This window comes from Streptomyces sp. ME02-8801-2C (assembly GCF_033793965.1).
Taxonomy (GTDB): domain Bacteria; phylum Actinomycetota; class Actinomycetes; order Streptomycetales; family Streptomycetaceae; genus Streptomyces.
On sequence record NZ_JARAXP010000003.1, the window covers coordinates 156,979 to 180,843 of the forward strand.

Genomic DNA, 23,865 nt, shown 5'->3' on the forward strand with positions numbered 1-23,865 from the left:
TCAGTGGGGGGGGAGCCGGGGCGGGACGCGGGCTCATCCGACCACGGATCCGGAAGGGGCCGCGACCACGCGATGCGACCCGCACGTCTGTTCGACTGTCGGGAGGCGAGGTCCAGCGGGCCCGCCTATCGTGTTCGAGGGCGCAGTCCCGGTCCGCAGCCGGGCACGCCCCCTGGAGGCAATATGCGGTCCGCGTACCCACGCCGGGCGCTCGCCTCGGCCGCGACCCTCGCCCTGCTCGGGACGGGTGCGCCGACGGCGACCACGGCGGACGACGAGCCCGACCTGTCCCGCTTCTACCACCAGAAGATCAGGTGGTCGACCTGCCCCGCGGGGGCCGCGTACGAGGTGCCGATGAAGGGCCTCCAGTGCGGCAAGGTGACCGTCCCGCTCGACTACGCGAAGCCGGGCGGCGGCACACTCGAACTGGCGTTGGCACGCTATCGGGCGACCGGGAAGTCACGGGGTTCCGTGCTGCTGAACTTCGGCGGCCCCGGCGGTCCGGGCGTCAGCCAACTCGCCTACGACGGCAAGGACTTCATGGGCCTGACGAACGGCTACGACGTCGTCTCCTTCGACCCGCGCGGCGTCGGCAGGTCCTCCCCCGTCAGCTGCGGCGAGGACACCGACAATGACAGCGACAGCGAGGTGACCGGCGGCGAGATCGAGGACAATCCGCGGGCCGCCCTCGAGCAGCTGCGCAGGGCGGCCCAGGCCTGTGCACGGCACTCCGGACCGGTCCTGCGGCACATCGGCACCGTGAACGCCTCCCGCGACCTCGACGTGATGCGTCAGGCCCTGGGCGACAAGAAGCTCAACTATCTCGGATTCTCGTACGGCACCCGGCTCGGCGCGGTGTACGCGGCCCAATTCCCCAAGAACGTGGGCCGGTTCGTCCTCGACGGTGTCGACACCCTCACCGAGTCGCTCGCCGAGCAGGGTCTCGCGGGCGCCGCCGGGCAGCAGACCGCCCTGGAGTCCTTCCTCAACTGGTGCGTGACGGACATCGCCTGCCCGTTCGGGCCGGACGCGCGCACCGCCCGTGAGCGGGTCGTCGCCCTGGTCCGCTCGCTCGACAAGGACCCGGTGCCGACTGGCTACGGTGACCGTTTCTCGGGGCAGGACCTCGTGGGCGCCATCGGTCAGGGCCTCTACAGCGAACAGATGTGGCCACCTCTGGAGCGTGCCCTCTCCGCGCTGGTCGAGGACGGGGACGCACGAGGGGTCATGGGGTTCGGCGGCGGCGGGGGGTTCGGGAGCGCGGATGCCACTGTCCCCGTCCTGCCCAGACTGATCCCCGTCCGCGAGAGCCCCTCCCCGGACTCCGACGGCGCGCTCGTCGACGAGGTCGACATACCCCTCGACAACCTTCCGTCCGCCCTGATGGCGATCAACTGCGCGGACAACCCCGACCGGCCCACCGCGGCACGGATCACCAGGGAGCTCCCGTCCCTGCGCGCCACGTACGAGCGGGTTTCCCCGGTGTTCGGCCGCTACCGGCTCACCGAGGTCCTGACCTGCTACGGCCGCCCCAAGGGCACGGACTTCATCCGCACCCGGGTCCGGGACCTGGACACGCCGAAGATGCTCCTGGTGGGCACGCGCGGCGACCCGGCCACGCCGTACCGCTGGACCACGGAGACGGCCGAGCGGCTCGGCTCGTCGGCCGTCGTCCTGGACAACAAGGGCGAGGGCCACACCGGGTACGCGTCCTCGAAGTGCGTGCAGCGGAAGGTCGACGCGTTCCTGTTGTACGGGTCCCTCCCGCCCGACGGCAGCTCCTGCGGTGCGGAGGACGACTGAGGCGTGCTCGTACCGACTACTCCGAATGCCTGACCCTCGAATCGGCCCTAAGGTGCACATATGGAGCACGCTCTGAGTACCGCGACGCTCACCGAACTGCGGCGCCCGCGCCCCTACCCCGCGGTCTCCGTACTGACGCCGACGCACCGCCGTGAACCCGACAACGCACAGGATCCGGTCCGGTTGCGCAACGCCGTCGCCGAGGCCAAGAGACGCATCGAGGCCGATCCGGCCGTCACCCGCGAGCGGCGCGTCGATGTCATCGAGCAGCTGGACCGGGCCCTGACCGAGGTGGATCTCACGCACGCCGAGGACGGCCTCGCGATCTTCGCGGCGCCCGGGGAGCACATGGTGTGGTCGCTGGCCCGGCCGGTGCCCGAGCGGGTGGTCCTCTCGGACACCTTCCTCACCCGGAACCTGGTCGCCGCGCAGGCCGCCGAACGGCCGTTCTGGGTACTGGCGGTCGCCGCCGACCGTGTCTCACTGTGGAACGGAGGCGCGGACCGCGTCGTCGAGGAGAACACCGCGGGATTTCCGCTGAGCCGAAGCCTGGAGGACCCGGATGCCGAGCGGCAGGAGCGCGTCGGCGATCTGCCGAGCGTCTTCCGGGACGAGCACACACGCCGCTTCCTGCGTGACGCGGACAGCGCGCTGGGCCGCGTCCTACGGGCGCACCCACGTCCGCTGTACGTGACCGGGGAACCGGCCGCCCTGGCCGCTCTCGCCGAGGTCGGCACCGCCACCAGGGACGCGGCACACGTCCCGCACGGCGGCCTCGGGCACGCCCGCGCCGAGACGGTGTGGCAGGCCGTGCGTGCTGTGGTCCTCGACCGGCAGCGGGCGGACGCCGACGCGGTCCGGCGGGAGCTCGAAACGGCGCGTGGCAGGCGGGAGTTCGCCGCCGGCGTGGACGAGGTGTGGCACAGCGCCGCGGAGGGACGCGTCCGACTGCTCGCCGTCGAGGAGAACTACCGCGTGACGGTCCGGGACGACGACGGCGACCATCTCGTGCCCGCCGCGGGCGGAGACCTCGACGCCCGCGAGGACATCGTGGACGAGATCGTGGAGCGGTGCCTGAACACCGGGGCGGAGGTCCGCTTCGTACCGGACGGGACGCTCACCGAGGCGGCGGGGATCGCCGGGGTGCTGCGCTACTGACCTTCGCTTCCCGCCGAGGGAGCGCCGAGGAGGCCGGACAGTCCGCGGTCCACCGCGTCGCCGAGATCCTCCTTCCCCGCCGCCACGACGGCGAAGGTGCGGAGCAGGAAGCGGCTCAGGGCGGGTGTGTCGAACTGGAGCAGGGCCAAGCCGTGCGGGGAGTGGAGTTCCAGCACCGTGCGCGCGGGCCCGCACGGCCAGATGTGCACATCGCCGCCTCCGGCGGGCCGCCGTACGCCCTCCTCCAGCAGGCTCCTGGCGAAGGTCCAGCTCACCCCCTCGCCGTCGAGGGCGACCTCCGCCGGGAAGTCGATGTGCACGGCCAGTGGATCGGTCGAGGCGTAGCGGAGCGTGGCACGGACGGGGAGCTCCTGCTCCTCCGAGGTGATCAGACGTGCGCGCGCGGGCTGTTCGAGGGTGACATCCATGGCAGTCTCCGCTCCCGTTCGGGCCGACGATGGTGATGCCGACGCGTTGTGCCGACGTGGTGTTACGACCCCGAAACGGCCTCTCCGATTACGCGGAATCCTCAGCTTTTAATGTGAGCTGCATCACTGGCGCACACGGTTTTCCGCGGGGATCACGGACCGCTGGGCGATTCGGGGGCAACCTGACGGTGCGCCCCGGCAGCACACCACCACACATCGCACAAACGACCGTCGAACAGATGCCTGAATGAGTTGCCATTCATCTCCACCGATCCGCCAAGTCGCGTACCCCACCTACGACTTGGCACACCGGGCGCGTACCGTTTCCGCACCAGGAAAACCGGCCGAGAAGACTGTGGCATATGCCAGAAGCACCACCGCCTCGTGTGTTGCCAAATCCCTTACAGGGCGTCGCGGGCTGTGCAACAGTCGTAACCGGTCCTTCCGTCAGCCTTGGTCGTACCGTCCCTTCATCGGAGTGCGTCATGCCGCCCCATCTCTCCGCGGACCATCCAGCCGCCCAGCCGCCCGCGCGCGGCTCGGTCGACGCGCTCATCACACAGACGCGACAGCTCAAAGGTGACGTGGACGCCGTACGCCGGGACGCACCGGCCGACGGATCGGACCCGCAGGAACGCTGGCAACGTGCCCTGTACGACCTGGCACTCCATCAACTCAGCGAACTCGACGACCACTTGGCCCAGCTGCGGGACGGACCGGAACCCCTGCCCGAGGCGCCCGCCGTCCGAGCCGTGCCGACCGCTCCCCGGGGCGACTCACTGCTCAGCCGCGTGGGCAGCGCGGAGTGGAATCTCCTTACGGACGAGGCCAGTTGGTCCGGCGAGCTGTACGAGATCCTCGGCCGGGACCCCGCCGCGGACCCCCTCACGCTCGACGAGCTGCCCTCCCTGGTCCTCGACGAGGACCGGCCGACGCTCACCGTGATGGTCACGGCCTGCCTGATCGACGCCAAGCCCATCGACGGCGAGTTCCGCATCCTGCGGCCCGACGGCGACGTACGCACCGTGCACATGATGGGCGAGCCCGTACTCGACGCCGACGGCAGCACCGCCTCCATGTGGGCCGTACTGCGCGATGTCAGCGAACTGCGCCGCAGCCGGCGGACGGTGGACGAGAGCCGGGACTCCTTGCAGCGCCACCGGCACCACGCACAGTCCGAGCGCCGGCTCGCGGTCGAACTGCAGGAGGCGGTGCTGCCGCCGTGGCGCGGTTCCCTGCGGCTCCCGCACCAGAAAACCGAGACCCTGGACCTGGCCGCCCACTACCTCCCCTCCTCGACGAGCGCGCTGGTCGGCGGCGACTGGTTCGACGCTCTCGAACTGTCCGACGGGGACACCCTGTTGAGCGTCGGCGACCTCACCGGGCACGGGGTGACGGTGACCTCGGGCATGGCGATGCTGCTGGGCGCGCTGCGCGGCATGGCCGTGGCGGGCACCCAGCCCGGTCAACTCATGACCTGGCTGAACCAGTTACTCGACGCCTCCGTCCAGCCGGCCCTGGCCGGCGCGGTCTGCTGCCGCTACCGGCCCGAGACCCGCACCCTCACCTGGGCCCAGGCAGGACACCCCGCCCCGCTGCTGTTCCGCGACGGGACGGGACGCGTGCTGGACCCACCGGACGGCGTGCTGCTCGGCGCGACCTCCGGCGCCGTCTACGGACAGGCCGAGGAGACCCTCGAACCCGGTGACATCCTTCTCCTGCACACCGACGGACTGGTGCCCGGGCTCCACGAAGGCACCGCCGCCACACCACGCCTGCTCGAACTGGGCCCCCGCTTCGGCGAGGCTCGCACGGCGCAGGAATGCGTACGGGCGGTGGTGGAGGAGTTCGGCGAGACAGAGCGCGAGGACGACGCCTGTGTACTCGTCGCCAGGGTGACCCCGTAGGGGGCCTAGACCCGCGCGTTGTTTCCGCCCCTCCCCTTCGCCTGCTTGGGCAGGGACAGTTTGATCTCCTCGCGGAGCTCGTTGATCTTCGGGTAGCTGGAGTACTCGGCGGTGAGCCGGTACATCTCGCGCAGCCGGTCCCAGGTGCGACGGGACGAGTTCGAGCCCATCGACACCAGGGCCAACCGCGCGTACCCGGCCGCCTGTTCGGGGTCGTCCGCGATGAAGCAGGCGGAGGCCATGGACAGGAAGTCGAAGATCTTCGACCGCTCCCGGCCGTCGACCCTCAGTTCCAGGGCCTTCTCCGCGTAGTACTGGGCGTGCACCGCCGCGGCCGGCTCGTGCTCGGCCAGAGTGCGGTAGGCCAGGGCCTGCATGCCGTACAGGTCCTCCGCCTTGAACATCTGCATCCAGCTCGGCGGCGGCACATCACCCTTGTCGGAGGCGAAGAGATCCTCCGCCTGGCCGAGGGTGCGGCGCATCGCCTGGCCGCGCCCCATCGACGCCTGCGCCCAGGCCTCGACGGTGTACAGCATGGCCTGCGTACGGGGCAGGGTCTCCTCGCCGGAACCGGAGTTGGCGAGCTTCATGAGGTCGAGTGCGTCGTCGGGCCGGCCCAGGTGCACCATCTGGCGGGCCGCCCGGGAGAGCGCCTCCCCGGCGCGCGGCCGGTCGCCGCCCTCCCGGGCCGCGTGGGCGGCGATGACGAAGTACTTCTGCGCCGTGGGTTCCAGGCCGACGTCGTGCGACATCCAGCCCGCCAGGACGGCGAGGTTGGCGGCGACGCCCCACAGGCGCCGCTGGAGGGGTTCGGGATGTCGGTAGGCGAGCATGCCGCCCACCTCGTTGAGCTGGCCCACCACCGCCTTGCGCTGGAGTCCGCCGCCGCGGGCGGCGTCCCAGGCCCGGAACACCTCGACCGCGCGTTCCAGTTCCTCGATCTCCTGCCACCCGATGGGAGCGGCCTCGTACCGGTCGAAACCGGCGGGATCGACTTGCAGGGGGTCGTCCAGGACGGGTGCGTCGGCGGACAGAGTCGGGTCGGTGTGCAGCCAGTCGTGCATGGCACTGCTGAGTGCGGAGCCTGCGGTGAGCGCGACGCCCGCGCCCACCAAGCCGCGTCGGTTGAGCATGAGGTCCATTCCCGTGAATTCGGTGAGGACCGCGGCAGTCCGTTCGGGCGCCCACGGCACGCCGTCGGGAGTTTCCGCACTCCCGCCGCCCGGCCGTTTCCCCACACGCCCGTGCCGGACCAGACCTAAGTCCTCGATGGTCACGACACGGCCGAGACGCTCGGTGAACAGGGCAGCCAGTACACGCGGCACCGGATCGCGCGGAATCTCTCCCGTGTCGATCCACCGCCGTACCCGCGAGGTGTCGGTCGCCAGCTGGGGGTGGCCCATGGCCGCCGCCTGCCGGTTGACCAGCCGCGCGAGTTCGCCTTTTGACCAGCCGGCCAGGCCGAACAGGTCGGTCAGACGAGTGTTGGGTTGTCCGCTCACGTCAAGCCCCCAGGTTCTCGGCTGAGTTGACAGTAACCGTCTGTCAGTTGCTGGGCGACTATTCGCCAGGGTTCGCCAGGCTTCGCCAGATGGTGTGCCACCGGGCAAGGGGTGTCAGGTAGGAAAGCGCCACCCCGACCCGGTCTCCGTCCGGTTACAGCAGGTGCACTCCCCAGGGTGTGTCTGGGAGGCCGGGCCGGGTAGCGCATGACCGTCGCAGGCACACGAAGGGATCTGTTTCTCCCATGTACGCAGCATCGTCCTCCGTGTCCGCCCCTCCCCGGCTGCTGCACCCCCGCCCGGGTGGCAGCGGCCCCTATCTCGACCCCTCGCGTCCGGCTGCTCCGGCCCTCGGTGCCGGTGCCGGCCGGGGACGGCGGCTGCCGGGGATCGCCACGCAGCCGCTCAGCGGGAGACTCGACCTCTCCGGACCCCAGGGCGCCCAGCTGCGCGCGGCGATCGCCTCGGTGCACCGGATCTGCCCGGAGTTCGCGCCGGTGCAGGTGCTGCGCCGCAGCGGACGCTCCGTACTCCTGGTCGGGACGACAGGGCGCAGCACGGCCGTCGCGAAGTGTTTACTGGACCATTCCCCGGCCTGGGCCGAACGCATCCGGCACGAAATAGCCGCATACCGCTCGTTCGTCCGGCACCGCCCGCCGGTGCGGGTGCCCCGGCTGATCGCGGCGGACCCGGACAACTGCACGCTGGTCATCGAGCGGATGCCCGGCCGGGTCGCGGCCCTGCAGCGGCACCCGACGGAGGCGCCGCCGCGTGCGGACATCAGGGCGGCGCTCAGCGCGATCTGCCGGCTCAACAGCTGGCGTCCACCGGCGGGCACCTTCGACGCCCCGCTGGACTACGCGGCACGGATCTCCCGGTATCACGAGTTGGGGCTGCTCACCGACCGGGACATGGGCGATCTGCAGAAACTGGTGCACGGCATCGCGCACTCGGCGGGCCGCCAGGGCATGGGCCAGTTCTGCCACGGCGACGCTCTCCTGTCCAACATCCTCCTCTCACCGGCCGGTCCAGTGCTGGTGGACTGGGAGCATGCGGGCTGGTATCTGCCGGGGTACGACCTGGCGACACTGTGGGCGGTCCTCGGTGACGCGCCGGTGGCCCGGCGGCAGATCAGCCAGCTCGCACAGTCGGCGGGACCGGCGGCGCGGGACGCCTTCCTGGTGAACCTGATGCTGGTACTGACGCGCGAGATCCGTACGTACGAGCTGGCGGTGCAGCGTTCGATGCACGAGTCGGCACCGGTGGCCCCGGGACCGGCCGGACCTGGTCCCGTGCCGTTCGGCGAGGAACAGCGGCTGCTGCTGAGGCGGCTGCACGACGACTGCCAGCTGGCCCGCCGGGCCGTGCGGGCGGCGGTCGGCACTCGCTGAGGGGGACGTGGGCCCGTGATGCGCCTCGACAACGGCGCGTCGCGGGCCTTCGCCATGTCCGCCGGGGCAGGGCGTGCGACCGGGCCGCCACGAAAGTTCCCGCACCCCTCTTGACATGGGAAGTCTCCGGTCTTTGGGCATGATTGACGGACCGTCGGGCAGCCGAGCCACTAAGGTGCGTACCGGCCCCGCACGTCCGCCACTCCCCCACACCCGCCCGACCCCGGAGGCCGTTTTGCGAGGATCCGCCACCGCCCCCACTCCCCCCACCGATCCAGGACGCAGACGTCTGCGCAGAACCGCCGGCACACTCGCCTCCGCGGCCCTGCTGCTGCCACTGCTCGGCGCGGCCCCTGCCGACAGCAGTGCTCCGGCCGACAGCGGCTCCTCGGCCACCCGGCTGCAGCGCGCCTTCGCCACGGCGGCGGACCAGTACCACGTGCCGCAGAGCGTCCTGCTCGCCGTCTCCTATCTCCAGTCCCGCTGGGACACGCACGCCGGGGCGCCCAGCGTCACCGGCGGCTACGGCCCGATGCACCTCACCGACGCCCGGACCGCTCTCGCGAACGCCCCGCACCACAGCGAGGGCACGGAGGACGCGCGCGGCGACAGCGCCCGGCAGCCCCTGCACCCCACCACCGAGGTGCCGGCACAGGCCGAACTCCCGCCCCGACTGAGCACGTTGACGAAGGCGTCCGAGCTGACCGGCCTGCCCGCCGAGCAGCTCCGCACCGACCCGGCCGCCAACGTGGCCGGGGGCGCCGCACTGCTGGCCGCCGCCCAGCGGAACCTGGCCGAGCCGCTGAGCGCCGACCCGGCGGACTGGTACGGAGCGGTGGCCCGCTTCTCCGGCGCCGATGACACCGCGACGGCCGCCGCGTACGCCGACGACGTGTACGCCGTACTGCGTGGCGGCGAGCAGCGCACGACCGACGAGGGACAGCGGGTCGCCCTGGCGGCCCGACCCGAACTGGCCCCCGACACAGCCCAGTTGAAGCGGACAGGGCTGCGCAGGGTGTCCGCCGAGGGCACCGAGTGCCCGACGACCGTGTCCTGCGAGTGGATTCCGGCGCCCTACGAGGAGTTCGGCGACAACGACTACGGCAACCACGACCTGGGCGACCGGCCGACCTCCCAGCGCATCCGGTACATCGTCGTCCACGACACCGAGGGCGCCTGGGAGGGCGTGCTGAACATGGTCCAGGACCCTACCTATGTGTCGTGGAACTACACGCTGCGCTCGACGGACGGGCACATCGCGCAGCATGTGAAGGCGAAGGACGTGGCCTGGCACGCGGGCAACTGGTACGTCAACGCCAAGTCGATCGGGCTGGAGCACGAGGGGTTCCTCGCGAATCCGGAGGCCTGGTACACGGAGGCGATGTACCGGGCGTCGGCCCGGCTGGTGAAGTACCTGGCGGCCACGTACGACATCCCGCTGGACCGGCAGCACATCATCGGCCATGACAACGTGCCGGGGCCGACCACCTCGACGGTCTCCGGTATGCACACCGACCCGGGCCCCTACTGGGACTGGCAGCACTACTTCACACTGCTGGGCCGCCCCTTCGAGCGCACGGCTCATGTACGGGGCGACAGCGCGGTGGTGACGATCCGGCCGGACTACGCGTCGAACAGGCCGACGTACACGGGCTGTGTCACCCCGGGCCAGGCGTGCCCGGCCCACGGCTCGAGCGAGGTGCGGCTGTACTCGCAGCCGGACACCGCGTCGTCCCTTGTCAAGGACATCGGCACGCACCCCTCGGGCAGCGGTGTCTCGTCGATCGACGTCAACGATGTCGGCGCACGCGCCTCCACCGGCCAGCAGTACGCCGTCGCCGAGCGCAGGGGCGACTGGACGGCGATCTGGTACCTGGGCCAGAAGGCCTGGTTCCAGAACCCGGCCGCGAACCCGACGGCGGTCGCCGCCGTCGGCGCGCTCGTGACACCGAAGGACGGTCTGACGGAGATCCCGGTGTACGGGAGGGCGTACCCGGAGGCCTCGGCCTATCCGGCGGGTGTGCCGGCCCAGGCGGTCTCGCCGCTGTCCTACAAGCTGCCCGCCGGGCAGAAGTACGTGGCCGGGGACAAGGTGCCGGGCGAGTACGACTACGCGGTCACCTTCGACACGACCTCACACCGGGTCGTGGTCGGCAAGGATCAGTACTACGAGATCCAGTTCGGCCACCGGGTGGCGTTCGTGAGGGCGGCGGACGTACGGCTCACGCTGTCCTGAGCGACCGACTTCCTGAGCCGTCGACGACAGAGGTGAGGGCCGGTTCCGCCACGTGGCGGGACCGGCCCTCACCTCTTTGAACAGCGCTTCAGGCCGTCTGGAACAGCTCCGCGGGCAGCGGCTTGAGCAGGGCGTACAGGTCGTCGGTGATCGGGCGGTCCCAGGCCGCGATGGTCACCAGGACGTTGTCGCTGCGGTCGAACTGCACGCAGGCGATACGGCTCTCGGAGAGCTTGAGGCGGCGCACGATCAGGAGGTTGTCGCCCTGCATCACCGGGACGTCCTCGGTGCCGACGACGGTGACCTCCTCCTCGTTCTCCAGGGCCAGCAGCAGCTGGGCGACCTCGAAGGGGATCTCGTCCTCGGCGACGTCACGTGCCGGGGAGCCCTCCGGGAGGTTGCCGATGACCATCGCGGGGCCACGGCCGCCGAACAGGTCGTAGCGCAGGAACACGCCCTGGCAACTGCCGTCGGGCGCGGGCAGCAGGCCCGCGCCGAGGTTGCCGGGCCAGTCGCCCGGATCCATGGCCAGAACATCGAAGTCGGGGCCGGCGGGAGTGGCGCTGCGGCGGCGGAGGAACGACATACGGCCATGGTACGTGTCCGGCCGAACCTCGTGTCCCACGGGCGCGTCAAACCGGCTGGGCGGCCGGCCTGCTCGTCTGCTTGTGCCGCTCGTGGTGACGGGCGACGCGGGCCCGGTTCCCGCAGGCCGGTTTGCACCACTCCTGGCGCGGATGTTCCTTGAGGAAGTACCGCACACAGCGCGGCGCGTGGCAGGCCCGCAGCCGCTCCCGGTCCGCACCGGCGAGAAACGCGACGGCGGCCTGCGCGAGCACGGCCACGATCTCCACCTCGCCGCGCACCCCCTCGTGGCGTACGACGGGTTCGGCGTCGTCGGCCCAGTCGAGCACGGGGACGGTGGGCGTACGGGCGGCAGCCGCGTTGAGCAGCCGCAGCGCCTCGGCCAGGGGCAGCAGCCGTGCCGCGTCCGCCGGGCTCGGTTCCCCGGGCCGTACCGCGCGGGCGAAGAGGGTCCGCACGGCGGCACGCAGTTCCCGTACGGCGCTCAGCGTGGCCTCGTCGGCGACGAAGCCGGCGGCGCCGGGCACCATGTCGCGGTGGGCGCGCACCCAGGTGTTGAGGCCCGCGGTGTCGCCGAGGTCGTCGGCGATGCCGCCGTCGCCGTCGTGGCGGACGGTGAGGACGAGGTCGAGGGCGAGCCGCGTGTCACCGCTGATGTCGCTGTTGATGTCGCTACTGATCAGGTCCCGCATGACGCTAATGCTAATCCCAGAGGCAGCCATTAGCACCGCAGGGGCGGCCCCGTCGTCCGCGGGGCCGCCCCTGCCGCGGCTTACCTCAAGGTCAACGCGGTCTCAGGTCAGGTCGAACTCCCCTTCCCGGGCCCCCGAAACGAACGCGCCCCATTCCGCGGGCGTGAAAATCAGGGAAGGGCTGTGCGGGCGGCCACTGTTGCGCATCGCGATGAAACCCTCGACAAAGGCGATCTGGACATCCCCTCGCCCACTGCTGCTCGACTGCCAGTCGGCGTTGCTGAGGTCCAGCTCCGGCTTGTCCCAGCCCGTGAGCGGGTGCTCCTGGATCGTGCTCTCGGCCACGTCCGTGCTCCTCCCGGTTACCGTCGTCCGCGGCCAGCCTAGCCATCGGTTCCTGCCGCCGACAGGCCACGTGAGCGGGACGCTTCAGGAGGTGGGCGGTTCGCTGCCGACGAGCCACATGGAAAAGAACTGGGAGCCGCCGCCGTAGGCGTGCCCGAGGACTCTGCGGGCCCCGTCCACCTGGTGTTCCCCGGCCAGCCCGCGCACCTGAAGGGCCGCTTCCGCGAAGCGGATCATGCCGGAGGCGCCGATCGGGTTGGTCGACAGGACGCCGCCCGACATGTTGACCGGCAGGTCCCCGTCGAGTTCGGTGACCCCGGCCTCGGTGAGTTTCCAGCCCTCGCCCTCGGCTGCGAAGCCCAGGTTCTCCAGCCACATGGGCTCGTACCAGGAGAACGGTACGTACATCTCGACGGCGTCGATGTCCCGGCGCGGGTCGGCGATCCCGGCCTGCCGGTACACGTCGGCCGCGCAGTCCCGGCCCGCCTTCGGGGACACGGCGTCCTTGCCCGCGAAGAGCGTGGGTTCGCTGCGCATCGCGCCGCCGTGCAGCCAGGCGGGCCGGCGCGGTGAACGGGCTGCTCCGGCGCGGTCGGTGAGGACCATCGCGACGGCGCCGTCCGAGGAGGGACAGGTCTCCGAGTAGCGGATCGGGTCCCACAGCATGGGCGAGGCCTGGACCTTCTCCAGCGTGATGTCGTGCTCGTGCAGATGCGCGTAGGGGTTCAGCAGGGCGTTGCGCCGGTCCTTGTACGCGACCAGCGAGCCGACCGTGTCGGGGGCGCCGCTGCGTCGCATGTACGCGCGGACGTGCGGGGCGAAGAAGCCGCCGGCGCCGGCCAACAGGGGTTGCTGGAAGGGGATCGGCAGGGACAGTCCCCACATGGCGTTCGACTCGGACTGTTTCTCATAGGCCAGGGTGAGGACGGTGGAGTGGACGCGGGAGCGGACGAGGTTGGTGGCGACCAGGGCCGTGGACCCACCGACCGAACCCGCCGTGTGCACGCGCAGCATCGGTTTGCCGACCGCGCCGAGCGCGTCGGCGAGATACAGCTCCGGCATCATGACGCCCTCGAAGAAGTCGGGCGCCTTGCCGATGACGACGGCGTCGATGTCGGCCCACGTCAACTCGGCGTCGGTCAGGGCACGTTGGGCTGCTTCCCGGACCAGTCCGGCCATGGAGACGTCCCGGCGGGCGGCGACATGCCTGGTCTGGCCGATCCCGACGACCGCCACGGGCTCACTGGGCATGACGGGACTCCCCTTCGAGTACGGCGACGAGGTTCTGCTGGAGGCAGGGCCCGGAGGTGGCGTGGGCGAGGGCCCGGTCGGACTGGCCCCGGTGGATTCGAGCGGCGGCCTCGCCGATGCGGATGAGCCCGGCGGCCATGATCGGGTTGGCGGCCAGGGCACCCCCGGAGGGGTTCACCCGGACGTCCTCGCCCAGCCGGAGCGCCTTTCTGAGGACCACCTCCTGGGAGGTGAACGGCGCGTGCAACTCGGCGGTGTCCACGGGCCGTTCGAAGGCGCCGGCCTTCTCGGCGGCGAGCCGCGTCGACGGTGAGCCGGTCAGCTCGCGTACGCCGAGCGAGTGGGCCTCGATCCGGTGGTCGATGCCCCGGATCCAGGCGGGCCGTTCGCACAGTTCCCGGGCGCGGTCACCGGCCGCGAGGATCACGGCGGCGGCCCCGTCGCCGATCGGCGGGCAGTCGCCGGTCCGCAGCGGGTGGACGACGTAGTCGCCCTGTGGCACGGAACCCCGAAGCTGCGCATGGGAGTTGGCCTGCGCGTCCGCACGGCTGCGGGCGGCGACGGAGGCGAGCGCGGGCTCGTCGGTGTCGCCCGCGTCGATGAGCGCCCGCGCCTGGAGTGCGGCGAGCGCCACGGAGTCCGGCCACAGGGGCGCCACGTAGTACGGGTCGAGCTGCCGGGTCAGGACGTCCCGCACCGAGCCCGGCGACGACTTGCCGTACGAGTACACGAGGGCCGTGTCGGTGTCGCCCGTGAGCAGCTTGGTCCACGCCTCGTACAGCGCCCATGCCCCGTCCATCTCCACGTGCGACTCGGAGATCGGCGGCCAGGCGCCCACCCCGTCGAGCGCCAGGGTGAAGGAGAAGGCGCGGCCCGCGAGGTAGTCGGAGGAGCCGGAGCAGGTGAAGCCGATGTCGCTGGTCTTCAGGCCGGTCCGGTCGAGCACCTCGTGCAGGACCGGCATGAGCATCTCGACCTCGGAGAGGTCGTCGCTGGTGCGCCGGTGATCGGTCTGGGCGAAGGCGACGACGGCGATCTCGCGTGTCACAACGACTCCTTGTACGTCTCGTAGTCCGCGTCGGGTTCGCCGGTGGGCCGGTAGTGGTCGGGGTAGCCGCCCCCGTCCGTCCACACCGGTTCGACGCGCAGCCCCATCCGGACCTGGTCGTAGGGGATGCCGCCGATCCGGCCGTGCAGGGCGAGGTCGGCGCCGTCGAGGGCGATGTGGGCGTAGACGTAGGGCACTTCGATGTCGAGGTTGCGGGCCTTGATGTTGACGATGCAGAACGTGGTCACGGTGCCCCCGGGACCCACCTCGACCTGCTCGGCCGTGGCGACACCGCAGGTGGGGCAGGCGCCCCTGGGCGGGACGTACACCTTCTGGCATGACGGGCAGCGCTCGCCGACGATGCGCCGCTCGGCGAGGGCGCTGATGTAGGCGGTCTGGGCGCGGCCGGGCGAGTAGGTGTAGTCGAGGCGTGCCTCGGCGACGATGCCGGTCACCAAGTCCTCGAACTGTCCGTCGTGGTCGGCCGGTTGGGCTTCGGCGTCGCTGTCGTACGGCTCGAAGCAGGCGATGTCCGTGATCGCGCCGGAGCGTTCCGCCGCCCAGCGGACGCGGACGCGCATTCCGGTGTGGACGGCGTCGGGTCCGGACGCGTCCAGGGCGTGCAGGAGTGCCGTGTCGGCGCCGTCGAGCCGGACCAGGACCCAGGCGAAGGGCGTGTCGAGGGGCTGGCCGCGGCGCGGGACGGGGTTCCAGGCCCAGGTGGTGACGGTGCCGGTGGGGGCGACTTCCACGAGGTCGCGCAGTTCGTCGGCGGTCACCGGGTCGTACTCGACGGGTGGGACGAGGGTGCGGCCGTCGGCGGTGCGGACGCCGAGGACGACCTGTTCGCGCAGACCGGTCAGGAAGGCGCTCTGGACGGGGCCCAGGGAGCGGGTGAAGGGGAATTCGACGATCAGGGGGGCTTTGAGGACTTCGGTGGTCATCGTGGGGCTCCTTCGCTGTCAGGCGCGCCGGTAGACGGGTGTGCGCTTCTCGGCGAAGGCACGGGTGCCTTCCTTGGCGTCGGCGGTGTCGAAGATCGGCCAGCCCCGCTTGAGTTCGGCGGCGAGGCCCTCGGTCTCGGTCAGTTCGGCCGTCTCGTAGACGGAGGCCTTGACGGCCTCGACGGCGAGCGGGCCGCAGGCGTTGACGCGTTCGGCGATCTCCAGGGCCTTGTCCAGGGCGGTTCCGTCGGGGACGACGTGTCCGATCAGGCCGATCGCGGCGGCCTCCTGGGCGCTGTAGGGGCGTCCGGTCAGCAGCATTTCCAGGGCGTGGGTGCGTGGGATCTGCCGTTGGAGGCGGACCGTGGAGCCGCCGATCGGGAAGAGGCCCCGCTTGACCTCGAAGAGTCCGAAGGTCGCCGACTCGCCGGCAACGCGGATGTCGGTGCCCTGGATGATCTCGGTGCCGCCGGCGACGCAGTATCCCTCGATCGCCGAGATCACCGGTTTGCGGGGGCGGTGGTGGCGCAGCATCGCCTTCCAGTGCAGGTCCGGGTCGGCCTTGAGCCGGGGGCGGTACTTCTCGCCCTCCAGACCGCTTCCGGCCAGGGCCTTCAGGTCCATGCCGGCGCAGAAGGCACCCCCGGCTCCGGTGAGCACGATCGAGCGGACGGCGTCGTCCTCGTCCGCCTCGAGCCAGCCGTCGTACAGCCCGACGAGCATCGGCAGCGAGAGCGCGTTCTTGGCTTCCGGCCGGTTGAGCGTGAGCACCAGCGTGGCGTTCTCACGCCGGACGGTCAGGTGTTCCGTGCCACCCATCGCCCATCTCCCCTCTGAAAGAACGAGAACAGGTGAAAGAACGAGAACAGGTTGCAGGAGCGGAGGAAGCACTTCAAGGGTTTTCTGACAGGTAGTCAGATTTCTTCGACGCTGCCCCTTCACAGTTGCCGCGCCCTTTGCTCTGATGACCGGCGAGCCGACAACCGCCAGGGGTGCCCGGGGTCAGGAGGAGCGGTGGAGTACAACCTTGCCGACCTGTTCGAGTCGGTCGTGGACGTGGTGCCGGACCGTGCGGCGCTCGTGTACCTCGACCATCCAGGTACGGGCGCGGAACGCCGCCTGAGCTACGCGGAGTTGGACGCCGCCGCCAACCGGATCGCCCATCATCTGATCGACAGCGGGATACGCCCCGGCGAGCATCTGGGGCTGCACCTCTACAACGGGGTCGAGTACCTCCAGACGGTGCTGGGGTGCCTGAAGGCGCGGATTGTGCCGGTCAACGTCAACTACCGTTACGTGGAAGATGAGTTGGTGTACCTCTACCGGGACGCCGACCTCGCCGCCCTGGTGTTCGACGCGGAGTTCACGGAGCGGGTGGCGACGGCAGGGCCGTCGTCCCCGACGTTGCGGCATCTGATCCGGGTGGGCGAACCGCCTTCGGGAGCACCCGAGTTGGCGGCGGTGTCCTTCGCGGAGGCCGAGGCCGCCGGGTCACCGGAGCGGGGCTTTCCGGCGCGCTCCGGCGACGACCAGTTCATCATCTACACCGGCGGTACCACCGGCATGCCCAAGGGGGTGATGTGGCGGCAGGAGGACCTGTTCTTCTCCGGGCTGGGCGGTGGCGCCCCGACCGGCGAGCCGGTCAAGTCGCCGCAGGAGCTGGCCGAGCGGGTCGCGGCCGGCGGGGAGGGGATCACCTTCTTCCCCACTCCCCCGCTCATGCACGGCACCTCGACCCTGACCTCCTTCATCGGGTTCAACTTCGGCCAACGGGTGGTGATCCACCGCAAGTTCACCCCCGAGGACGTGCTGCGCACGATCGAGAAGGAGAAGGTCACCAGTGTGTCCCTGGTGGGCGACGCGATGCTGCGGCCACTGATCGACGCCCTGAGCGGGCCGATGAAGGGTACGGACTGCTCGTCCCTGTTCAACGTCTCGTCGTCCGGCGCGATCATGTCGGAGACGGTGCGTGCCGAGTTCCAGGCCCTGGTCCCCAACGTCATGCTGCTGAACAACTTCGGGTCGTCGGAGTCCGGCTTCAACGGTACGGCGACCGCTGACTCGGGCCCCGAACGCGGCTTCCGTATCAGCGTCAACTCCCGCACGCAGGTGGTGGATCCGGCGACCCACGAGGTGGTGCCCCCGGGTGAGGTGGGACGGATCGCGCAGTGCGGCCACGTCCCGCTCGGCTACTACAACGACCCGCGCAAGACGGCGGAGACCTTCTTCGAGAAGGACGGCGAGCGGTGGGTGCTGCTCGGCGACATGGCGACCGTCGACGAGGAGGGCGTCGTCACCGTCCTGGGGCGGGGCTCGCAGTGCATCAACACCGGCGGGGAGAAGGTGTATCCGGAGGAGGTCGAGCAGGCGCTCAAGTCCCATCCGGACGTGTACGACGCACTGGTGGCCGGTGTTCCGGACGCGAAGTGGGGCAACCATGTGGCGGCGGTGGTGCAGTTGCGGATTGGGGCACCACAGCCCTCGCTGGAGGAGGTCCAGTCCTACTGCCGTACGCATCTGGCCGGTTACAAGATCCCTCGGCAGCTGGTGATCACCGAGACGATACGGCGCTCACCCAGCGGCAAGGCGGACTACCGCTGGGCCCAGGAGGTGGCGGTCGGGGCCGACCGGTAGGCGGGAGGCAGCGACTCGCCGTGGGCCGGCCGGGACGACGGGCGTACGCTGTGCGCGCGGCCGACCCGGGTTTTTGAACGGAGGGTGACGCAGGGCCGTACGCGAGGTCGGCGGCCCTGTCCTGCGAGCCCGGTCCGCCGTGCCATCAGCGCTCCGCACGGAAGGACCCACGGGTGTCGCACCACACGCCCCCTCGTCAACGCCCGGAGAGGGACACGGACGACGCGGACGACACGGACGGGACAACGGCCGAGGAAGCCTCGCCCGCTCTCACGGTGAACGACACCGAGTCCGACGCTACGACGGACGGGGAATCGGCGGACGTAGAACCGGCAGACGTGGAAGCGGAGGGCGTGGCACCGGGGGGTGTTGAAACGGCGAACGAGAAGTCGGCCGGCACGACGACGATCGTCGCGGCGGACGAGCCGGGCGCAGACCCCGTGGCGGACGAGACGGCCGACGGCGCAGGGGACGCGAAGGCGTCCGACGAGGCCGCCGTCACCCGCGCGGCTTCGGCCGAGGGTGAGTCCGCCGACGTGGCGGCCCCCGATTCCACGTCCACCGACGAAGCCGACCCGAACGCGGACGCCTCCTCCGCTGTCCGCCCCGGCTGGTTCGGCTGGCGCCGTCGATTCCCCCGCGCCGCACGTGCCGTACAGGTGGGGACGAGTGTCCTGGCCGGTGTGCTGGTGATCGGTGTGCTCCTCATGCCCAATCGCCTCGACCGGATGACCGTCGCGTCGTTTTTCCGGCTGCCTGTCGAGGCGATCTTCCTCGCGGCCGTGCTGCTCGTCCTGCCGTCGAAGGCACGGCGGATCACGGCCGTCGCCCTGGGGGCGTTTCTCGGGCTGTCCACCGTCCTGAAGTGTCTCGACATGGGCTTCTACCAGACCCTGGCCCGGCCGTTCGACCTGGTTTTCGACTGGGTTCTGTTCACCGACGCGGCGGACTTTCTGAAGGACTCGCTCGGTCGCTCGGGTGAGGTGCTCGCGGTGATCGGCGTGATCGTCCTGCTGATCGCCGTTCTCGTGCTGAGCTCGCTCGCCGTGGTGCGGCTGGCCGACCTGATGGCCAGGCACCGCCCCGTCGCCGTGCGCGGCACCCTGGCCCTCGGCACCGCGTGGATCGTCTGCTTCACCATGGGCGTGCAGGCAGGCGGCGTGACGATCGCGACCAAGGGCTACTCCCAGTACCTCACCAACCGTGTCCAGTACGTCCGTGAAGGCCTCGGGGACGCCGAGGTCTTCGACAAGCAACTCCGCGTCGACGCCTTCGCGAACACCCCGTCCGACCAGTTGCTGACCGGACTGCGCGGCAAGGACGTGCTGTTCACCTTCATCGAGAGCTACGGCCGGGTGGCGATCGACGATCCGGCGATGGCACCGGAGATCGACGCGACGCTCAAGGAGGGCGACGCCAGGCTCAAGTCGGCCGGCTTCGCGGCCCGCAGCGGCTGGCTCACGTCACCCGTGACAGGCGCCGGCAGCTGGCTCGCCCACTCGACGTTCCTGTCCGGTCTGTGGATCAAGAACCAGCAGCGGTACCGGACCGTGACCACCAGCGACCGCGCCACCCTGACAAGCTACTTCCAGAAGACCGGCGCCTGGCGCACGGTCGGCATCGTCCCCGGAGTCCGTAAGGCCTGGCCCGAGGGCAAGTACTTCGGCCTCGACCACATCTACGACTCGACGCACCTCGGTTACCAGGGGCCGTACTTCAGCTGGACACCGGTGCCGGACCAGTTCAGCCTGGAGGCCTTCCAGAAGCTGGAACACGGGAAGAAGAACCGCGACCCGATCATGGCGGAGATCATCCTGGCCTCCAGCCACAATCCCTGGTCGCCCATCGCGCACATGATCGACTGGAACGACCTCGGGGACGGTTCGATCTTCAACCAGATCAAGAAAGAGGGTACGAACCCCACGGAGGTCTGGAAGAGCGCCAAGCGCGTGCGGACCGAGTACCGCAAGGCCATCCAGTACTCCATGGACAGCATGATCCAGTGGGTCCAGCGCTACGGCGACGAAAACACCGTTCTCGTCCTGCTCGGCGACCACCAGCCCGTCCCCCTGGTCACCGGGGGCAGCACCAGCAAGGACGTGCCGGTCACGATCATCGCCCACGACCCGAAGGTGCTGGACCGCGTCGCCGACTGGGGCTGGACGGACGGCCTCAAGCCCGCGGCCAACGCCCCGGAGTGGGGCATGGACAAGTTCCGCGACCGCTTCATGACGGCGTACGGGCAGAAGTAGAAGCGTGAGCGGCCCGCGCTCCGCGTGGGCCGACACTTACCCGATTCCGGAGCGGGACCCCTTGCACGCGTCACGCCCTCCTGGATTACTGATCCAGAACACCTCTACCGAATGATCGGTCGCCCAGGTCGGGTGCCGGTGACCGCGATGTGAGGGAGACGTCCGATGGCGGATGCGACGGAGTGGCTGGACGCGGGCGAACGCCTCGACCTCGAGGCCCTGCGCGCACTTCAGCTCGAGCGGCTGCGGGCCTCGTTGCGCTACTCCTACGACAACGTGCCCTTCTACCGCGCCTCCTTCGAGAAGGCCGGCGTCCACCCGGACGACTGCCGTTCCCTCGCCGATCTGTCCCGGTTCCCCTTCACCACCAAGGCGGACCTGCGCGACACCTACCCGTACGGGATGTTCGCCGTCCCCCGCGACCAGGTTCGCCGTATCCACGCGTCGAGCGGCACCACCGGACGCCCCACGGTCGTCGGCTACACGGCGAGTGACCTGTCCCTGTGGGCCGACCTGGTGGCCCGTTCGATCCGGGCGGCGGGCGGCCGACCCGGCGACACGGTCCATGTGGCGTACGGGTACGGCCTGTTCACCGGCGGTCTCGGCGCCCACTACGGCGCGGAACGGCTCGGCTGTACGGTGATCCCCGCGTCCGGCGGAATGACGGCACGCCAGGTCCAGCTGATCCAGGATCTGCGGCCCGGGATCATCATGGTGACGCCCTCCTATCTCCTGACGATCCTCGACGAGTTCGAGAAGCAGGGCGTCGATCCCCGGGGCACTTCCCTGCGGGTCGGCATCTTCGGGGCCGAGCCGTGGACCGAGCGGATGCGTGAGGAGATCGAGGAGCGCTTCGCGATCGACGCGGTCGACATATACGGGCTGTCCGAGGTGATCGGCCCGGGGGTCGCCCAGGAGTGCGTGGAGACCAAGGACGGGCTGCACGTGTGGGAGGACCACTTCTTCCCCGAGGTCGTGGACCCGGTCACCGGCGAGGTGCTGCCGGAGGGAGCGAAGGGGGAACTGGTGTTCACCTCGCTCACCAAGGAGGCGATGCCGGTGATCCGTTACCGGACCAGGGATCTGACGCGGCTGCTGCCCGGTACGGCTCGCGTGTTCCGGCGGATGGAGAAGGTCACCGGGCGCAGCGACGACATGCTGATCGTGCGCGGAGTGAATCTCTTCCCCACCCAGATCGAGGAGATCGTCCTGCGCACACCGGGCGTCGCACCCCATTTCCAGCTCCGGCTGACCCGCGAGTCCCGCCTCGATGACCTCACCGTCCGGGCCGAGGCCCGCCCGGGAGCCACCCCCGAGACCCGGGACGCGGCGGCCCGGGCCATCGCGACGGCGGTGAAGGACGGTATCGGGGTCTCGGCGACGGTGGAGATCGTCGAGCCGGAGACGCTGGAGCGGTCGGTGGGGAAGATCCGGCGGGTGGTGGATCTCCGGTCGCGCTGACGTCAGCGAGCCCGATGTCGGCAAACGTGCAGGTCAGATGCTGTTGTCAGTGCTCGGTTCTAGTGTGGTGGCGAGATCAGGATTCGCGCCGAGGAGACGAAGAGGTTCCCCATGACGACCCTGCCCGACCGCCCGAACAGCGCGTTGCTCGTCATCGACGTCCAGAACGGCGTGGTGGACGGCGCTCACAACCGCGACAAGGTGATCGCGAACATCAACACCCTCGTCGACAAGGCCCGCACGGAGGGTGTGCCCGTGGTCTGGGTGCAGCACTCCAGCGACGAGTTGCGGACGGGCAGCGAGAGCTGGCAGTACGTGCCGGAACTGGTCCGCCGTGACACCGAGCCGCTCGTCCACAAGAAATACGGCGACTCGTTCGAGGCCACGGAACTGGAGGACGTCCTCGCCGAGCGCGGGGTCGGCCGGCTGGTCGTCACGGGCGCCCAGACCGACGCGTGCATCCGCTCGACCCTGCACGGTGGCATCGTGCGCGGATACGACGTGACGCTCGTCGGCGACGCCCACACCACGGAGGACCTCACGAAGTACGGAGCGCCCACGCCGGCCGAGGTCATCGCGCACACCAACCTCTACTGGCAGTTCCAGAACGCTCCGGGGCGCAGCGGTGAGACCGTCAGCACGGTGGAGACCACCTTCACCCCTCAGGACGAGGACTGAAGGGCGGGAAGAGGGTGAGGGCCAGTGCGAGGGTGACGATCAAGAATCCGCGAACCGGTCCCTCAGCTCCCGCTTGAGGATCTTCCCGCTCGCGTTGCGCGGCAGCTCGTCCACGAACAGCACCCGCTTCGGTGCCTTGAAGTGGTCGAGCTTCTCGCGGGCGTGGGCGAGGAGTTCCGCTTCGGTGACCTCGCCCCGGGGGACGACGATCGCGGTGACCGCCTCGATCCAGCGCTCGTCGGGAAGGCCGACGACGGCCGCCTCGGCGACCCCCGGGTGGGCGTACAGGGCGTCCTCGACCTGACGTGAGGCGATCAGTACGCCACCGGAGTTGATGACGTCCTTCACCCGGTCGACGACGGTGTAGTAGCCGTCGGCGTCCCGGACGACCAGGTCGCCCGAGTGGAACCAGCCGTCCTTGAAGGCGGCGGCCGTCTCTTCGGGCTTGTCCCAGTAGCCCTCGCACAACTGCGGGGAACGGTAGACGACTTCGCCGGGTGTCCCGTCGGGGACCTCCGTACCGTCCTTGTCCACCACGCGGGCGTCCACGAACAGCACCGGGCGTCCGCAGGAGTCCAGCCTGCCCTTGTGCTCGAAGGGTCCGAGAACCATGGAGAGGGGGCCGATCTCGCTCTGGCCGAAGCAGTTGTAGAAGGCGAGTTTGGGGAGTCGCTCGCGCAGCCGTTCCAGCACCGGGACCGGCATGATCGAGGCGCCGTAGTACGCCTTGCGCAGTCCGCTCAGGTCGCGGGTCGCGAAGTCGGGGCGGCCCGCGAGGCCGATCCACACGGTCGGCGGCGCGAACAGGCTGTCCGCGCGGCCGGACTCCACGAGGTCGAGAATCGTGTCGCCGTCCGGGGTGTCGAGAATGATGTTCGGGGCGCCGACCGCGAGATACGGCAGGAGGAACACGTGCATCTGCGCCGAGTGGTAGAGGGGCAGCGAGTGCACGGGCCGGTCGCCGGGGCTGAGGTCGAGGGCGGCGATCGCGCTCAGGTACTCGTGCACCAGGGAGCGGTGGGTCATCATCGCGCCCTTGGGCAGCGCGGTGGTCCCGGACGTGTACAGCAGCTGCACCAGATCCTCGGTGCGCGACTCGGGACCCTCGTGAGGCTCGGTGTCGGCCAGCCGTGCGAGCAGTGATTCGTCGGTGTCGCGGAGCGGCAGGACCCGTACGCCGTCGGGGAGCCGGTCGGCCAGGTCCGGGTCGGTCAGGACGAGGGTGCTGCCGGACTGGTCCAGGAGGTACGCGAGGTCGTCGCCGGTCAGGTTCTGGTTGACGGGGACGTGCACGAGTCCGGCGCGGGCGCAGGCGAGGAAGGCGATGAGGTAGGCGTCGGAGTTGTGCCCGTAGGCGCCGACCCGGTCGCCGGGGGCGAGTCCCTCGGCGCGCAGGACGCCGGCGGCCCGGGAGACGGCCTCGTCGAGTTCCCCGTACGTCCAGGTCCGATCGCGGTACTCGACCGCCACCCGCGCCGGCACGCGCTCGGCGCTGCGCCGCAGCACCCCGTCAACCGTGCTCCCGTATTGCTGCGTCATAGTCCATGATC

Annotated in this window: 19 protein-coding genes; 9 read left to right on the forward strand and 10 right to left on the reverse strand. The window is 70.3% G+C overall.

The features are described 5' to 3' along the window. Positions 1 to 183 precede the first annotated feature (183 nt). Both PV396_RS09880 and PV396_RS09885 read left to right on the forward strand, forming a co-directional pair. Positions 184 to 1,803 (forward strand): alpha/beta hydrolase, encoded by a 1,620-nt coding sequence (locus PV396_RS09880; RefSeq protein WP_319202643.1) that lies wholly within the window; start codon positions 184 to 186, stop codon positions 1,801 to 1,803. 60 nt (positions 1,804 to 1,863) lie between these two features. Then, positions 1,864 to 2,961 carry a chemotaxis protein gene (locus PV396_RS09885; protein WP_319202645.1) on the forward strand — a complete coding sequence of 366 codons (1,098 nt, stop codon included), beginning with the start codon at positions 1,864 to 1,866 and terminating at the stop codon, positions 2,959 to 2,961. On the opposite strand, the gene PV396_RS09890 is transcribed toward PV396_RS09885, so the two are convergent. Beyond that, positions 2,955 to 3,389 carry an SsgA family sporulation/cell division regulator gene (locus PV396_RS09890; protein ID WP_319202647.1) on the reverse strand — a complete coding sequence of 145 codons (435 nt, stop codon included), beginning with the start codon at positions 3,387 to 3,389 and terminating at the stop codon, positions 2,955 to 2,957. The two genes, PV396_RS09885 and PV396_RS09890, sit on opposite strands and share 7 nt — an antisense overlap. Positions 3,390 to 3,874: 485 nt before the next feature. Here PV396_RS09890 and PV396_RS09895 point away from each other — a divergent pair, with 485 nt between their 5' ends. Then, entirely contained in the window at positions 3,875 to 5,296 is a 1,422-nt protein-coding gene (locus tag PV396_RS09895; RefSeq protein WP_319202651.1) for a PP2C family protein-serine/threonine phosphatase, read from the forward strand. A 5-nt stretch (positions 5,297 to 5,301) separates the two neighbouring features. Here the strand turns inward: PV396_RS09895 and PV396_RS09900 are convergent, their stop codons facing one another. Then, positions 5,302 to 6,798 (reverse strand): hypothetical protein, encoded by a 1,497-nt coding sequence (locus tag PV396_RS09900; RefSeq protein ID WP_319202653.1) that lies wholly within the window; start codon positions 6,796 to 6,798, stop codon positions 5,302 to 5,304. Positions 6,799 to 7,043: 245 nt separating this feature from the next. Here PV396_RS09900 and PV396_RS09905 point away from each other — a divergent pair, with 245 nt between their 5' ends. Both PV396_RS09905 and PV396_RS09910 read left to right on the forward strand, forming a co-directional pair. Further along, on the forward strand, positions 7,044 to 8,189 hold the full coding sequence (locus PV396_RS09905) for an aminoglycoside phosphotransferase family protein (RefSeq protein ID WP_319202655.1): 1,146 nt from the start codon (positions 7,044 to 7,046) through the stop codon (positions 8,187 to 8,189). A gap of 235 nt (positions 8,190 to 8,424) precedes the next feature. Beyond that, entirely contained in the window at positions 8,425 to 10,425 is a 2,001-nt protein-coding gene (locus PV396_RS09910; protein WP_319202657.1) for an N-acetylmuramoyl-L-alanine amidase, read from the forward strand. An 88-nt stretch (positions 10,426 to 10,513) separates the two neighbouring features. Here PV396_RS09910 and PV396_RS09915 read toward each other — a convergent pair whose 3' ends face one another. The 7 genes from PV396_RS09915 to PV396_RS09945 form a co-directional block, all read right to left on the reverse strand. Then, complete coding sequence (locus PV396_RS09915; RefSeq protein ID WP_319202659.1) at positions 10,514 to 11,011, reverse strand: hypothetical protein; 498 nt, start codon at positions 11,009 to 11,011, stop codon at positions 10,514 to 10,516. Positions 11,012 to 11,057: 46 nt separating this feature from the next. Further along, positions 11,058 to 11,702, reverse strand: a complete 645-nt coding sequence (locus PV396_RS09920; protein WP_319202661.1) for a CGNR zinc finger domain-containing protein — start codon at positions 11,700 to 11,702, stop codon at positions 11,058 to 11,060. A gap of 102 nt (positions 11,703 to 11,804) precedes the next feature. Beyond that, positions 11,805 to 12,047, reverse strand: a complete 243-nt coding sequence (locus PV396_RS09925; RefSeq protein WP_319202663.1) for a DUF397 domain-containing protein — start codon at positions 12,045 to 12,047, stop codon at positions 11,805 to 11,807. 84 nt (positions 12,048 to 12,131) lie between these two features. Next, on the reverse strand, positions 12,132 to 13,298 hold the full coding sequence (locus PV396_RS09930) for a thiolase domain-containing protein (RefSeq protein ID WP_319202665.1): 1,167 nt from the start codon (positions 13,296 to 13,298) through the stop codon (positions 12,132 to 12,134). Next, positions 13,288 to 14,346 carry a thiolase domain-containing protein gene (locus PV396_RS09935; RefSeq protein WP_319202667.1) on the reverse strand — a complete coding sequence of 353 codons (1,059 nt, stop codon included), beginning with the start codon at positions 14,344 to 14,346 and terminating at the stop codon, positions 13,288 to 13,290. Before PV396_RS09935 ends, PV396_RS09930 begins: the two co-directional genes overlap by 11 nt. Then, positions 14,343 to 15,290, reverse strand: a complete 948-nt coding sequence (locus tag PV396_RS09940) for a Zn-ribbon domain-containing OB-fold protein (RefSeq protein ID WP_319202669.1) — start codon at positions 15,288 to 15,290, stop codon at positions 14,343 to 14,345. Before PV396_RS09940 ends, PV396_RS09935 begins: the two co-directional genes overlap by 4 nt. Positions 15,291 to 15,308: 18 nt before the next feature. After that, entirely contained in the window at positions 15,309 to 16,109 is an 801-nt protein-coding gene (locus PV396_RS09945) for a crotonase/enoyl-CoA hydratase family protein (RefSeq protein WP_319202671.1), read from the reverse strand. A gap of 195 nt (positions 16,110 to 16,304) precedes the next feature. Here PV396_RS09945 and PV396_RS09950 point away from each other — a divergent pair, with 195 nt between their 5' ends. The 4 genes from PV396_RS09950 to PV396_RS09965 all read left to right on the forward strand — a co-directional run bounded on the left by PV396_RS09950 (position 16,305) and on the right by PV396_RS09965 (position 22,315). Next, complete coding sequence (locus tag PV396_RS09950; protein ID WP_319202673.1) at positions 16,305 to 17,924, forward strand: acyl-CoA synthetase; 1,620 nt, start codon at positions 16,305 to 16,307, stop codon at positions 17,922 to 17,924. A gap of 173 nt (positions 17,925 to 18,097) precedes the next feature. Next, positions 18,098 to 20,176 carry a sulfatase gene (locus PV396_RS09955; protein WP_319202675.1) on the forward strand — a complete coding sequence of 693 codons (2,079 nt, stop codon included), beginning with the start codon at positions 18,098 to 18,100 and terminating at the stop codon, positions 20,174 to 20,176. 165 nt (positions 20,177 to 20,341) lie between these two features. Further along, positions 20,342 to 21,637 carry a phenylacetate--CoA ligase PaaK gene (gene paaK, locus PV396_RS09960; RefSeq protein ID WP_319202677.1) on the forward strand — a complete coding sequence of 432 codons (1,296 nt, stop codon included), beginning with the start codon at positions 20,342 to 20,344 and terminating at the stop codon, positions 21,635 to 21,637. A 111-nt stretch (positions 21,638 to 21,748) separates the two neighbouring features. Beyond that, on the forward strand, positions 21,749 to 22,315 hold the full coding sequence (locus tag PV396_RS09965) for a cysteine hydrolase family protein (protein ID WP_319202679.1): 567 nt from the start codon (positions 21,749 to 21,751) through the stop codon (positions 22,313 to 22,315). Between the two features lie 39 nt (positions 22,316 to 22,354). Here PV396_RS09965 and PV396_RS09970 read toward each other — a convergent pair whose 3' ends face one another. Next, positions 22,355 to 23,854, reverse strand: a complete 1,500-nt coding sequence (locus tag PV396_RS09970; RefSeq protein ID WP_319202681.1) for an acyl-CoA synthetase — start codon at positions 23,852 to 23,854, stop codon at positions 22,355 to 22,357. Positions 23,855 to 23,865: the final 11 nt, after the last annotated feature.

Excerpts from the sequence above, each read along its gene's own strand:
- PV396_RS09890 (WP_319202647.1), bottom strand. The coding sequence starts at position 3,389 with ATGGATGTCACCCTCGAACAGCCCGCGCGCGCACGTCTGATCACCTCG.
- paaK (WP_319202677.1), top strand. The coding sequence starts at position 20,342 with ATGGCGGATGCGACGGAGTGGCTGGACGCGGGCGAACGCCTCGACCTC.
- PV396_RS09945 (WP_319202671.1), bottom strand. The coding sequence starts at position 16,109 with ATGGGTGGCACGGAACACCTGACCGTCCGGCGTGAGAACGCCACGCTG.
- PV396_RS09970 (WP_319202681.1), bottom strand. The coding sequence starts at position 23,854 with ATGACGCAGCAATACGGGAGCACGGTTGACGGGGTGCTGCGGCGCAGC.
- PV396_RS09895 (WP_319202651.1), top strand. The coding sequence starts at position 3,875 with ATGCCGCCCCATCTCTCCGCGGACCATCCAGCCGCCCAGCCGCCCGCG.
- PV396_RS09965 (WP_319202679.1), top strand. The coding sequence starts at position 21,749 with ATGACGACCCTGCCCGACCGCCCGAACAGCGCGTTGCTCGTCATCGAC.
- PV396_RS09930 (WP_319202665.1), bottom strand. The coding sequence starts at position 13,298 with ATGCCCAGTGAGCCCGTGGCGGTCGTCGGGATCGGCCAGACCAGGCAT.
- PV396_RS09920 (WP_319202661.1), bottom strand. The coding sequence starts at position 11,702 with ATGCGGGACCTGATCAGTAGCGACATCAACAGCGACATCAGCGGTGAC.
- PV396_RS09880 (WP_319202643.1), top strand. The coding sequence starts at position 184 with ATGCGGTCCGCGTACCCACGCCGGGCGCTCGCCTCGGCCGCGACCCTC.
- PV396_RS09940 (WP_319202669.1), bottom strand. The coding sequence starts at position 15,290 with ATGACCACCGAAGTCCTCAAAGCCCCCCTGATCGTCGAATTCCCCTTC.
- PV396_RS09905 (WP_319202655.1), top strand. The coding sequence starts at position 7,044 with ATGTACGCAGCATCGTCCTCCGTGTCCGCCCCTCCCCGGCTGCTGCAC.
- PV396_RS09915 (WP_319202659.1), bottom strand. The coding sequence starts at position 11,011 with ATGTCGTTCCTCCGCCGCCGCAGCGCCACTCCCGCCGGCCCCGACTTC.
- PV396_RS09885 (WP_319202645.1), top strand. The coding sequence starts at position 1,864 with ATGGAGCACGCTCTGAGTACCGCGACGCTCACCGAACTGCGGCGCCCG.